Below are 12,234 nucleotides of genomic sequence, written 5' to 3' on the forward strand. Positions count from 1 at the left end.
ACCGGACGCGGGCAGGCGTGCGTCACCCGGGCGTCGGTTGGCGCGCGCTCGTAGTCGGTGGCCGGTCGGTGTGCGCTGGCTGCTGAGGCGCGGGTCAGCGAATGCCCGCGTTCGGGGGCCTGCCGCCCCTCCCGGGGCCTCCGGTCGGCGCACCCCCCTCACGCGGCCGCCGATCGGCGAACGTCCGCCACCGGGCGCCCGCCGGCGTGAGCCCACACAGGGTGGCGGCGGTCCGTGAACGTGCTCTCACCCCGGCGGTTCCCTCCTGACGTGTCCCGCTCGCCACCGATACCCCCTCCCGGGTCGGATCGTTGTTCTCTGTGAGCGGGTGAACTCCCTCGTATGCGGGCCTGATTCCCCCCGACCAGTGCCCGGAGGACGTCCATGAGCTTGCCGCCCCTCGCCTCAGGCCCCGAAGGCCCGGCTGCCCTCGGGCCACTGCTCGCCACCGTCCTCGACGCCCTCCGGGAAGGCGTACGGCTGCGCGGCGGGCCGCTGCCCGCGGGCGGTCCCGCGGCGGTCGCCGCACGGGTCCGCGACGCCGTCGGCGACGTGCTGCCGCAGAAGGGCGACCCGGACGCCGTACGCGCCCTCGTACGCGCCTTCGCCGAGGGCGCCGCCGACCCCGCCCACCCCCTCTGCGCCGCCCACCTGCACTGCCCGCCCCTCGCCGTCGCCACCGCCGCCGACCTCGCCGCCTCGGCCCTCAACCCGTCCCTGGACTCCTGGGACCAGGCCCCGGCGGCATCCGAACTGGAATCCCTGGTCACCGCGGCCGTCGCCCAGGAGGCCGGTGCGGCCGCCGCCCTCGTCACCACCGGCGGCACCGAGTCCAACCAGCTCGCCCTCCTCCTCGCCCGCGAAGCCCACGGCCGTGTCCGGCTCGTCTGCGGAGCAGGCGCCCACCACTCCCTGGCCCGCGCCGCCTGGCTCCTCGGCCTGCCCGAACCCGTGGTGCTCCCCGCCCCGCGCGGCACTCTCGACCCCAGTGCCCTCGCCGAAGCCCTCAGCCGCCTGTCCGGCCCGGGCGAGCCGGTCCTCGTGGCCGCCACGGCCGGCACCACCGACGCCGGACTCATCGACCCCCTGCACGAGATCGCCGATGTGTGCGCAGCCCATGGCGCCCGCCTCCACATCGACGCCGCGTACGGGGGCGGACTCCTCTTCAGCGACCGCCACCGCCCCAAGCTCCACGGCCTGGACCGCGCCCACACCATCACCCTCGACCTGCACAAACTCGGCTGGCAGCCCGTGGCCGCCGGCCTCCTCGCCGTGCAGCGCCCGCACGACCTGCGGGCCTTGCAGCACCGCGCGGACTACCTCAACGCCGACGACGACACCGAGGCGGGTCTGCCCGACCTCCTCGGGCGCTCCCTGCGCACCACCCGGCGCCCCGACATCCTCAAGATCGCCGTCACGTTCAAAGCCCTCGGCCGGACCGGACTCGGCAACCTCGTCGACCACGTCTGCGCCCGCGCACAGGAACTCGCCCAGCTCGTCTCGGCACACCCCGCCTTCGAGCTGTACGCCCCGCCCACCATCAGCACGGTCCTGTTCCGGCCCGCCGGAGCCCCCGACGACAGCGTCGCCGCCGTCCGCCGCACCCTCCTGCACCACGGCCGCGCCGTCCTCGGCCGCGCCCGGCTCGACGGCCGCCTCTGGCTCAAGGCCACCCTCCTCAACCCCCACACCGGGCCCGGCGACCTGGCCGCGCTCCTGAACCTGGTGGAAGGAAGCACGCCCCGATGATCCACCTCCCGTACCACGACCTCCCGGCTCCACGCGACCTGGTCGGCATCGGCATCGGCCCGTTCAACCTCTCCCTCGCCGCCCTCGCCCAACCCCTCGCCGAACTCGACAGCGCCTTCTACGAACAGCGACCCGGCTTCGACTGGCACCCCGGCCTCCTCATCGACGGCGCCACCCTCCAGGTCCCCTTCCTCGCCGACCTGGTGACCCTCGCCGACCCCGCCAGCCCCTGGTCGTTCCTCAACTACCTCAAGAGCCGCGAGCGCCTCTTCCCCTTCTACTTCGCCGAGCGCTTCCACATCCAGCGCGCCGAATACGACGCCTACTGCCGCTGGGTCGCCGGCCACCTCCCCGGACTCCACTTCGGCCACCAGGTCGACACCGTCCGCTGGGACCCGGAGAACGACGTCTTCGAAGTCGACTTCACCCGGCTCGACCCGGACGGCCAGGCCGAGGCCTTCGGCCGGACCCGGGCGCGCAACATCGTCCTGGGCGTCGGCACCGAACCGTACGTCCCCGAACCGCTGGTCCCCCTCGCCGAGGCCCCCGCCGTGCCCGTCATCCACGCCGCGGACTACCTCCGCCACCGCGAGGAGTTCCTCACCGCCCGGCACATCACCGTCGTCGGCGCGGGCCAGTCGGGCGCCGAGGTCTTCCTCGACCTCCTGCGCCACCGGCCGGCCGGGCACGAGCGGATCCACTGGCTCGCCCGCACCGAGGCGTTCGCCCCCATGGAGTACTCCAAGCTGGGCCTCGAGCACTTCACGCCCGACTACACGCGTTACTTCCACGCCCTCGCCGAACCCGTGCGCGACCGGCTCGTCTCGGCGCAGTGGCAGCTCCACAAGGGCATCGACACCGCCACCAGCGCCGCCATCCACGACGAGCTGTACCGCCGCACCCTGCACGGCGGCTGGCCCGACGCCGTCCTCACCCCCGGCGTCCACGTCCACACCGCGGAACGCCTCGCCACCGCCAGGATCGAGCTGCACCTGGAACACACCCAGCAGAACGTCCGTTCCCGCCTCACCACCGACGCGGTCGTCCTCGCCACCGGCTACCGCGAGCGCCCCCTCGACCGCATCCTCGCCGGACTCGCCCCCTACCTGCGCCGCGACAGCAGCGAGCGTCACCGCATCGACGACCAGTTCCGCATGGTCCTCGACCCCTCCGTCACCGGCCGCCTCTACGTCCAGAACGCCGAACTCCACACCCACGGCGTCGGCACCCCGGACCTCGGCCTCGCAGCCTGGCGCAGCGCCACCATCCTCAACTCCCTCACCGGCAAGGAGCCCTACCCCCTGCCCCGGCGCACCGCCTTCACCACCTTCGGACTCCGGTATCCGGGTCCACCCGCGGCCCGGGCCCAGGATGACGGGAGCTGGACCTGGGAAGACGGACCCGGGGCCCCGGAAGACACGATCCGAGGCCCCAGAGGACCTGTTGCCCCAGAGGACCTGTTGCCCCAGAGGACCTGCTGCCCCCAAAGGGTCTGATGCCCCAAAGGGCCTGAGGCCTCGGTTTTCTGAGGCCTCAATGGGCATGGGGCCTCAGAAAACCGAGGCCCCAGCAGATCCAAGGCCTAGAAGACCGCCGTGCCGTTCCGCGTCAGCTTCCAGTCCACGGACGCGAAGTCCTTCGGGTCCAGGACACCCTTCGCGGTCACCCATTCCGCGATCCGGGTCCGGATCTCCGTCGACTCCGACCACAGCTCCTTCGCCGAGGCCACGTACGGGAAGGCGCCGCCGCCGTTGGCGCGGTAGTTGTTCACCGCGAGCACGAACTGCTGGGCGTCGTCCAGCGGGGCACCGCCGTAGGTCAGGTTCTTGACACGGGAACCCGCCGCCTGGGCGACGTCGATGTCGTAGCGCAGCCCCGACACATAGTCGTAGTTGTAGTCCGGCCGGCCGCCCGCGTTGGTCAGCTTCTCCACGTCCACCGCCGCATCCGCGGCCGTCTGCACGAAGTACCCCGCCGAGTACTCCAGGTACGCCCGGAGCTGCGCACCCGTCATCAGCTTCGCCACCAGCGTGTTGTCGTACACGTACAGGCCCGACAGATCCCGGATCGTCACATCGCCGGCCGGGATCTCCGAGGTCCGCGAGAACGGCGACGCCTGCGCCAGCACCGGCAGCGACGCGTACTCGGTGCCCGCCAGCGCCGCCTTGACCACGTCCTCCTGCACCTTGGTGATCAGGTCGATGATCGGGGCGTCCTTGTAGCGCGCCTCCACCGTCGTCAGCGTCTCCGTCGCCCGGCCGACCACCTGGTTCACGTACTTCACCACGGCCGCGTGCTCGTCGGACAGCAGCTTGGTGATCTCCGGGTCGTCGGCGACCGTGTTCGTGTTGCGCAGGGAGGCCGCGACGGACTCGACCTCCCACCGGCCCTCGGCGAAGACCAGCTCGATGTCGAAGAGCGTGAGCCGCTCCGCGTAGCACAGCGGCTCGGACAGTACGACCGTCTTCCCCGTCTGCTCGTTGGTGACCTTCAGCTCGGGGATCTCCACATGCGCGTGGCCCACCAGGATGGCGTCGATGCCCGGCACCTGGCGGGCCACATTGGCGGCCGCGTTCTCGACGTACGGCAGCTGGTCACCGTACGACGAGGTCCCGGAGGAACCGGAGTGCGCCGACACCACCACCACGTCCGCGCCCATCGACCTGAGCTTCGGCACCCACTTGGCCGCCTGCTCCTCAAGGCCCGGGAAGGTCAACTTCCCCTGCACATAGGCCTTGTCCCAGATCGCGATGCCCGGGTTGGTCAGGCCGAGGACCGCGACCTTCACCGGCGGGGCGCCCGGTACGTGGAACTTCTTCATGAAGTACGGGGGGAACGCCGGCCTCTGCGTCTTCGCGTCCAGCGCGTTCGCGCCGAGCAACGGGAAGTGACACTGCGACTCGAACTTCCGCAGCGTCTCGATACCGTAGTTGAACTCGTGGTTCCCGAGCGCCACCGCGTCGTACCCGATCGCGTTCATGGCCTGCGCCATCGGGTGCACGGGGCCGCCCTTGGCCGTGATCGGGTCGACCTTCGCGTAGTAGTACGTCAGGGGAGTGCCCTGGATCGTGTCGCCCGCGTCCAGCAGCAGCGTGTTGCAGTGGCCCTTCTCCTGCCTGATCTGGTTCACCAGGGTCGAGATCCGGGCCAGGCCCATCGCGTTGCCGGCCTTGTCCGCGTACTCCGCGTCCTTGAAGTAGTCCCAGTTGAAGACGTGTCCGTGCAGATCCGTCGTCCCCATCACCGTCAGCGCATACCGCTTCGGGCCCTTCTTCGCCGGGGTCGCGGACGCCGCCTGCGCCGCCGGAGCCGCCGCGGAACCCGCAAGCGCCACCCCCGCTCCGGTCACAGCGGATCTCTTCAGGAACTTCCGGCGATTCAACGGCATCTCTCGTACCCCTCGAGGACTGGTCAACAACGCGCGTAGATTCTGACCCGGTCACGACCGGCCGCAACAGACCCCGGAGGTTTCGATCTGATGACCGGTGCATGACTCCCCGTCAGACCGTCGGTGACAGAGCGGGGATCGACGCGTGCGTCATCACGGCGCCGCCCCGGACCGGCCGCACCGCATCACGAGGGCCAGCGGAATACGGGCGTCAGCGAAAACCGCGCGTATTTCGCTCCGGTTTTCCTTCGGGATGCTCATCGGAGCGCACCACCGCACAATTCAACACTTGTCAATAAGGCTTCACGTAAAGGTCGTTGGGTAGTCACGCGCAACGAATTCTCTACCGGCCGGTAAGGCATACGCTCGAACCATGCGCCGAGCGAAGATCGTCTGTACATTGGGGCCCGCCACCGACTCGTACGACCAGATCAAGGCACTGGTCGAAGCCGGAATGGACATCGCCCGCTTCAACCTCAGCCACGGCAGCTACGCCGAACACGAGGAGCGCTACCAGCGCGTACGCAAGGCTTCCGACGAGACCGGCCGCAGCGTGGGAATCCTCGCCGACCTTCAGGGCCCGAAGATCCGACTCGGCCGATTCACCGAAGGCCCCGTACTCCTTGAACGCGGGGACACCTTCACCATCAGCGTGGAAGAGGGCGTCGAAGGAGACCGCCAGATCTGCGGCACCACGTATGCGGGCCTCGCCTCCGACGTCACCCCCGGTGAACGCATCCTCGTCGACGACGGCAAGGTCTGCCTGGAGGTCACCTCCGTCGACGGTCCCCGGGTCCACACGACGGTCGTCGAGGGCGGCATGGTCTCGGACCACAAGGGGCTGAACCTGCCGGGCGTCGCCGTCTCCGTCCCGGCGCTCTCCAAGAAGGACGAGGACGACCTCCGCTGGGCCCTGCGCACCGGTTGCGACGTCATCGCCCTCTCCTTCGTCCGCAGCGGCCGGGACATCAGGGACGTCCACCGCATCATGGAGGACGAGGGCCGCCGCCTCCCCGTCATCGCCAAGGTGGAGAAACCGCAGGCCGTCGAGAACATCGACGAGATCGTGGCGGCTTTCGACGGCATCATGGTGGCCCGCGGCGACCTGGGCGTCGAAATGCCACTGGAACAGGTGCCCATCGTCCAGAAGCGCGCGATCAAGCTCGCCAAGCGCAATGCCAAGCCCGTCATCGTCGCCACCCAGATGCTCGACTCGATGATCGAGAACTCGCGTCCGACGCGCGCCGAGGCCTCGGACGTCGCGAACGCCGTCATCGACGGCACCGACGCCGTGATGCTCTCCGGAGAGACCAGCGTCGGCAACCACCCCGTCGAAACGGTCCGCACCATGGCCCGCATCGTCTCGGCGGCCGAGGAGGACATCCTCGCCAAGGGCCTGCCGCCCCTGACCGAGAGCAACAAGCCGCGCACCCAGGGCGGCGCGGTCGCCCGCGCCGCGGCCGAGATCGGCGACTTCCTCGGGGCGAAGTTCCTGGTCGCCTTCACCCAGTCGGGCGACACCGCCCGCCGGCTGTCCCGCTACCGCTCCCCGATCCCGCTCCTCGCCTTCACCCCCGAGCCGGCCACGCGCTCCCAGCTGAACCTCAGCTGGGGAGTGGAGACCTTCCTCGGTCCGCACGTCGACTCCACGGACGCCATGGTCGACCAGGTCGACGAGCTGCTGCTGAGGTACGGCCGCTGTCAGAGGGGCGACATCGTGGTGATCACGGCCGGCTCGCCGCCCGGGGTGTCGGGCTCGACGAACATGGTGCGGGTCCACCACATCGGCGAGGACGACAGCCCCAGCTAGCCCGACCCCACGCGCGAAGGGCCCTTCCGGGCCCTTCCGGCGTCCCAGGGGTCAGTACTTGGGTCCCACGTGGGCGTCGAGAAGGGCGAGGGAGGCCTTGCGGGCCACGGAGATGTCGTGAGGGCTTCCGTTGCGGGTGCAGGGCGTCCACTCGATGCCGAGCTTGCCGAGCGTGTCCGTACAGAGCGGGCGGATGTCGTCGGAGACGTTGGTGAAGAAGTACCGCGGATATTCGTAGCGCTTCCGCACCCCGCCGACGAGGCGGGTGGTCCAGCTGGTGGTGCGGCAGCCGTCGGAGTGCAGGAGGCCGCGGAGGAATTCCCAGGGATGGGCGTCGACGATGTCCCGCTGCCAGGGCTCGAGAACGATCCGGCGCTCGTGCTTCCTGCCGGGGCCGTGTTGGGGGAACATGCAAGTCCAGTGCTCCGTGTACGACTTGACCTCGACGCAGCCCGCCTTGTGGCCCCGCTTGATCGTCGGCAGGGGCATCACCCTGCGCATCGCCTCCTCGGCCGCGGCGATCAGGCCTGTCTGGTTGGCGTTGCAGAAGATGGACAGGTGGTGCTGCCCGGGCTTGGCGATGATGTGGCCATCACCGAGGTGGAGACCGAGCAGATAGGCGTACGCCTCGCGGTCGAAGCCGCGCCCGGTACAGCGGGGGCAGTCCGTGGGCCGCTCGTATGTCTCACCGCGCGCTCTGCGGTCTTCGCTGCGCCACCAGCCGACGGTGCCGCGCGGGACACTCAGCTGCTCCGCGACCACGCGGTTCGACCCCTTGGCGCATGAGTGCGACCGCGTGGGCGCGAATCGAAGGACTGTGCTGCTCCATACGGCCACTCTGCGTCACGGCACGTGACTTGGCGCAGCAAAAAGCGGAGGTTCACGCGAACGTGAGCCTCCGCTTCAAAGAATGTGCCGGGTGCGGGATTCGAACCCGCAAGCCCTCACAGGCAGAGGTGTTTGAGACCTCCGTGTATACCGTTCCACCAACCCGGCTCGGCACTTCCGAGAGTGTACCGGGTCATCATCGTCCGGCGCCTCTAGGTAGGCTGCATAAGCAGCACTACCTGCCCCAGCCCGTATCGAGGAGCCCGAGTGACCGCCCCCGAGTCGCCCCAGCCCGTTGACGACGACGACAAGTCGCATGTGCCTCCGCTGACGACCCGTGTCGTCATCGCGGAGGACGAGGCGCTCATCCGGCTCGACCTCAAAGAGATGCTCGAGGAAGAGGGCTACACGGTCGTCGGTGAGGCCGGCGACGGTGAGCAGGCCGTGGAGCTGGCCCGTGAGCACAAGCCCGACCTGGTGATTCTCGATGTGAAGATGCCGAAGCTTGATGGCATCTCGGCGGCCGAGAAGATCGCCGAGGAGCGTATCGCCCCGGTACTGATGCTGACCGCCTTCTCCCAGCGCGACCTCGTCGAGCGTGCGCGGGACGCCGGTGCCATGGCGTACCTGGTGAAGCCGTTCAGCAAGAGCGACGTCGTCCCGGCGATCGAGATGGCCGTCTCCCGGTTCAACGAGCTGAGGACGCTGGAGAAGGAGGTCGCGGACCTCACGCTGCGGCTGGAGACCCGCAAGCTGGTGGACCGGGCGAAGTCGATCCTGCAGACGGAGTACGGGCTGACCGAGCCGGCCGCCTTCCGGTGGATCCAGAAGACCTCCATGGACCGGCGCATGTCGATGCAGCAGGTCGCAGAGGCCGTCATCCAGGACGCCGAGGAGAAGAAGGCGTCCAAGGGCTGAACAGCTCCGCGTACGGCGTGCGGCGAGGCCCGCACCCCCTGACACCGGGGGTGCGGGCCTCAGCGTTGCCGGGCCGCGGGACGGGTCAGTCCTCGCCGAGGTACGCCTTGCGCACCGACTCGTCGTGCAGCAGGTCCTGCCCGGTGCCGGAGAGCACGATGTTTCCGACCTCCATCACATGACCGTGGTCGGCGAGCGACAGCGCCGCCTGGGCGTTCTGCTCGACCAGGAGGATCGTCGTGCCCTGGGACTTCAGCTCGGCGATCGTCGCCATGATCTTCTGCATCATGATGGGGGAGAGACCCATCGACGGCTCGTCGAGCATGAGCAGCTTCGGCTGGGACATCAGGGCCCGGCCCATGGCCAGCATCTGCTGCTCACCGCCGGACAGGGTGCCCGCGGCCTGCTTCCTGCGCTCCCCGAGGATGGGGAAGAGGTCGTAGGCCCGCTGGATGTCCTTCTCGATGCCCTGCTTGTCGCTGCGCAGGAACGCCCCGAGCCGCAGGTTGTCCTCGATGGTCATGCGGGGGAAGATGTGCCGGCCCTCGGGGGAGTGGGCGAGGCCCAGGGAGACCACCTGGTGGGCCGGTATCTTCTTGAGCGACTTGCCGTCGAACTTGATCTGGCCGCCGACCGGCTTGAGGAGGCCGGAGAGCGTGCGCAGGGTGGTGGTCTTGCCTGCGCCGTTGGTGCCGATGAGGGTGACGACCTCGCCGGCGTCGACCTTGAAGGAGATGCCCTTGACGGCTTCGATCTTGCCGTAGGCGACCCGGAGGTCCTCGACTTCGAGCAGTGCGGTCATCGGTCGTTCTCCTTGCCGGGCGCTGCGTCCGTCGTGGTCTCGGCGTTTGCCTCGGCGGCCTCGACCTCGGCGACCTCGTCCTCGCCGGGGGCGTTCTCGAAGGGTTCTCCGAGGTAGGCGGCGATGACGCGTTCGTCGCCCTGGACGGTCGCGCTGTCGCCCTCGACGAGCTTCTCGCCCTGGACGAGGACGGCGACGCGGTCGCAGAGGTTGAAGATGAAGCGCATGTCGTGCTCGATGACGAGGACGGCGATGCCCTTGTCGCGGATGGCGAAGACCAGTTCCTCGGTGGCGCGGGTCTCCTGTGGGTTCATGCCGGCGGTGGGCTCGTCGAGGAGCAGCAGGCCCGGTTCGCTGGCGAGGGCGCGAGCGATCTCGAGCTTGCGCTGTTCGCCGTAGGGGAGGTTGCGGGCCAGGTGGTCGGCCTTGCCGGCGAGGCCGACGAACTCCAGGAGTTCCATGGCGCGTTCGCGGGAGGCGGCCTCCGCCTTGTGGAACCCGGGGCCGCGCAGGAGGGCGGACCAGAGGCCCTCCTTGGTGCGGGTGTGGCGGCCGACGAGCACGTTCTCCAGGACGGTCATGTTGGCGAACAGACGGATGTTCTGGAAGGTGCGGGCGATTCCCGCCGCGGTGACCTTGTAGGACTTGGGCGGCAGGACGTTGCCCTTGTAGCGGACCTCGCCCTCGGTGGGGATGTAGAGGCCGGTGAGGCAGTTGAAGAAGGTGGTCTTGCCGGCGCCGTTGGGCCCGATCAGACCGACGATCTCGCCGCTCTTGACGGTGAAGTCGACGTTGCGTACAGCCGTCAGACCGCCGAAGCGCATGGTGACGCCGCGGGCGTCGAGTACGACCTCGCCGGGGGCGGAGGCGCCGGCGGTGGCGTCCTTGGTGGTGGTGTCGGTAGTCATCGTGGTCAGGCCCCTGCCTTGGTGAGGACGGCGGGCGCTTCGGTCTCTTCGTGGAACTCGAGCTGGCGGCGCCGGTTGGGGATGAGGCCCTCGGGGCGGAAGCGCATAAGCAGGACGAGCGCGACGCCGAAGGCGAAGAGCTGGTAGTTGCCCAGGAACTGGAGCTTGGCCGGGATCAGGTAGAGCAGTGCGGCGCCGACCAGCGGGCCGGCGATGGTGCCCATGCCGCCCAGGACCACCGCGGCCAGCAGGAAGGCGGAGTTGGGTGGCACGACGTGGGCGAACTGGTACTGCTCGGGGGTCACGGTGTAGGTCACGTGGGCCTGGACGGAGCCGGCGAGGCCGGCCAGGCAGGCGCCCAGGGCGAAGGCGATGAGCTTGACCCGGAAGCCGTTGATGCCCATGGCGAGCGCGGCGGTCTCGTCCTCGCGGATGGCGATCCAGGCGCGGCCGATGCGGGAGTCGCTGCTGCGCCGGAACACCACGACCACGATGAGCGTGATGAGCAGCATCAGCAGGAAGTAGTTGGCGAACCGGCCGATGGTGGCGCCGAGGAACGTGTGGTCCTTGCCGAAGTCGAACCCGAGGATGTCCAGGTTCGGGATGGAGGAGATGCCGTTGGAGCCGTTGGTGACGTCGGGGCCGGAGGTGCCGTCCATGTTCAGGACGGTGATGCGGAAGATCTCACCGAAGCCGAGGGTCACGATGGCGAGGTAGTCGCCGCGCAGTCGCAGGGTCGGTGCGCCGATGAGGACGCCGAAGACCATGGCGACGGCCGCGCCCAGCAGGGCGGAGGCCCAGAACGGCCAGTTCACGTGCAGGGGCGAGGACGGCGAGCCGGAGACCAGGGCCGAGGTGTACGCGCCGACGCCGAGGAAGGCGACGTAACCGAGGTCGAGGAGGCCGGCGAGGCCGACGACGATGTTCAGGCCGAGGGCGACGGTGGCGAAGATCAGGATGTAGACGCCGATCGTCGCGTACTGGTCGTCGGACTGGGTGAAGGGGAAGGCCGCCGCGGCGACGAAGGCGCCGGCCATCGTCACGGTGCGGTGCCGCCCGGTGATCGCGGAGACCCGGGCCACGATCCCGGACTTGCCGAGGGCGGCGAAGCCGAAGCCGGCGGTGATGAGGAAGCCGATGAACAGTTCGTCGTACTGGGTGCCGATGCCGTAGGTGAAGACGAGCAGGCCGGCGGCCATGGCCGCCGCGATGACGAGGATCTCGGCGTAGGCGGGCAGCAGGCGTGCCGGTGCCGGGGCCTTGGAGGCGAAGGCCGCCTTGAACACGTTCCAGTTCTGCCGGAGGTTGTGCCGGATCCGTTCCAGGCCGGTGTCGTCCGGGTCGGCGAGGTCGGGGGCCGGCCGTTCGAACGGCAGGGCCAGCGCGCCGACCAGGGCGGCCAGGGTGGCGACGGCGACGAGGTAGCCGCCGGGCTCCAGGTTCACCAGGCCGCCGAGTTCGACGCTGATGGCGACGACGGTGTACCAGGCGGTGGCGAAGGTGCCCAGTGCCGCGAGCTTCAGGGCGCTGTCGGCGCTGCCGGGGGCCAGCCATCGAAGGCCCTTGATGCCGTAGGAGGCGAGGCCGAACAGGGTGGTGAAGACGGCGCCTATGAGGACGAGGACCTGCAGGCCGCCCGGGTAGCCGTAGACGGTGAGGTCGCCGGGGAAGTCGGCGGTCCAGGTCCAGGATAGGAAGGTGGAGATGACGGTGAGGGCGCCGCCGCCGGTGGCGAGGGCTCGCCCGAGCTGATGCGGGAGGCCGATGAGGCCGGACTGTGCGGCCGCGGGCGCGCTGGGGGTCTCTGGTGCGGTGGTCTGTGTGGTCATCG

Annotated in this window: 8 protein-coding genes, 1 tRNA gene and 1 pseudogene; 4 read left to right on the plus strand and 6 right to left on the minus strand. The window is 69.5% G+C overall.

The window, feature by feature from the left end:
• Positions 1 to 384 precede the first annotated feature (384 nt).
• Together ABZ876_RS08610 and ABZ876_RS08615 are read left to right on the plus strand one after the other, a co-directional pair.
• The gene (locus tag ABZ876_RS08610) at positions 385 to 1,749 is read left to right on the plus strand and encodes an aminotransferase class I/II-fold pyridoxal phosphate-dependent enzyme (protein ID WP_361776405.1); all 1,365 of its coding nucleotides are present in this window, start codon (positions 385 to 387) and stop codon (positions 1,747 to 1,749) included.
• A complete protein-coding gene (locus tag ABZ876_RS08615; protein WP_361776408.1) occupies positions 1,746 to 3,245 on the plus strand; it encodes a SidA/IucD/PvdA family monooxygenase in 1,500 nt (499 codons plus the stop codon). Before ABZ876_RS08610 ends, ABZ876_RS08615 begins: the two co-directional genes overlap by 4 nt.
• 86 nt (positions 3,246 to 3,331) lie before the next feature.
• Here ABZ876_RS08615 and ABZ876_RS08620 read toward each other — a convergent pair whose 3' ends face one another.
• Entirely contained in the window at positions 3,332 to 5,137 is a 1,806-nt protein-coding gene (locus ABZ876_RS08620) for a 5'-nucleotidase C-terminal domain-containing protein (protein WP_361776411.1), read from the minus strand.
• 373 nt (positions 5,138 to 5,510) lie between these two features.
• Between ABZ876_RS08620 and pyk the strand changes: the two genes are divergently transcribed.
• Entirely contained in the window at positions 5,511 to 6,947 is a 1,437-nt protein-coding gene (pyk, locus tag ABZ876_RS08625) for a pyruvate kinase (RefSeq protein WP_361776414.1), read from the plus strand.
• A gap of 51 nt (positions 6,948 to 6,998) precedes the next feature.
• Here pyk and ABZ876_RS08630 read toward each other — a convergent pair.
• Positions 6,999 to 7,776, minus strand: a pseudogene (locus tag ABZ876_RS08630) (helix-turn-helix domain-containing protein).
• An 84-nt stretch (positions 7,777 to 7,860) separates the two neighbouring features.
• Positions 7,861 to 7,943, minus strand: a tRNA-Leu gene (locus tag ABZ876_RS08635).
• Between the two features lie 99 nt (positions 7,944 to 8,042).
• Here ABZ876_RS08635 and ABZ876_RS08640 point away from each other — a divergent pair.
• Positions 8,043 to 8,693 (plus strand): response regulator, encoded by a 651-nt coding sequence (locus ABZ876_RS08640; protein ID WP_361776417.1) that lies wholly within the window; start codon positions 8,043 to 8,045, stop codon positions 8,691 to 8,693.
• A gap of 85 nt (positions 8,694 to 8,778) precedes the next feature.
• On the opposite strand, the gene ABZ876_RS08645 is transcribed toward ABZ876_RS08640, so the two are convergent.
• The 3 genes from ABZ876_RS08645 to ABZ876_RS08655 are packed head-to-tail and all read right to left on the minus strand — an operon-like array spanning position 8,779 to position 12,232.
• Positions 8,779 to 9,495, minus strand: coding sequence for an ABC transporter ATP-binding protein (locus ABZ876_RS08645; protein WP_361776420.1), 717 nt, complete (start codon positions 9,493 to 9,495; stop codon positions 8,779 to 8,781).
• Positions 9,492 to 10,403: an ABC transporter ATP-binding protein gene (locus ABZ876_RS08650; RefSeq protein ID WP_361776423.1), complete on the minus strand. Its 912-nt coding sequence runs from the start codon at positions 10,401 to 10,403 to the stop codon at positions 9,492 to 9,494. Before ABZ876_RS08650 ends, ABZ876_RS08645 begins: the two co-directional genes overlap by 4 nt.
• 5 nt (positions 10,404 to 10,408) lie before the next feature.
• Positions 10,409 to 12,232, minus strand: coding sequence for a branched-chain amino acid ABC transporter permease (locus ABZ876_RS08655; RefSeq protein ID WP_361776425.1), 1,824 nt, complete (start codon positions 12,230 to 12,232; stop codon positions 10,409 to 10,411).
• Positions 12,233 to 12,234 lie beyond the last annotated feature (2 nt).

This window comes from Streptomyces sp. NPDC046931 (assembly GCF_040644655.1).
Lineage (GTDB): Bacteria > Actinomycetota > Actinomycetes > Streptomycetales > Streptomycetaceae > Streptomyces.

What these genes read in the sequence shown, in the direction of transcription:
- ABZ876_RS08610 (WP_361776405.1), top strand. Translation starts at nt 385, where the DNA reads ATGAGCTTGCCGCCCCTCGCCTCAGGCCCCGAAGGCCCGGCTGCCCTC.
- ABZ876_RS08615 (WP_361776408.1), top strand. Translation starts at nt 1,746, where the DNA reads ATGATCCACCTCCCGTACCACGACCTCCCGGCTCCACGCGACCTGGTC.
- ABZ876_RS08620 (WP_361776411.1), bottom strand. Translation starts at nt 5,137, where the DNA reads ATGCCGTTGAATCGCCGGAAGTTCCTGAAGAGATCCGCTGTGACCGGA.
- pyk (WP_361776414.1), top strand. Translation starts at nt 5,511, where the DNA reads ATGCGCCGAGCGAAGATCGTCTGTACATTGGGGCCCGCCACCGACTCG.
- ABZ876_RS08645 (WP_361776420.1), bottom strand. Translation starts at nt 9,495, where the DNA reads ATGACCGCACTGCTCGAAGTCGAGGACCTCCGGGTCGCCTACGGCAAG.
- ABZ876_RS08650 (WP_361776423.1), bottom strand. Translation starts at nt 10,403, where the DNA reads ATGACTACCGACACCACCACCAAGGACGCCACCGCCGGCGCCTCCGCC.
- ABZ876_RS08655 (WP_361776425.1), bottom strand. Translation starts at nt 12,232, where the DNA reads ATGACCACACAGACCACCGCACCAGAGACCCCCAGCGCGCCCGCGGCC.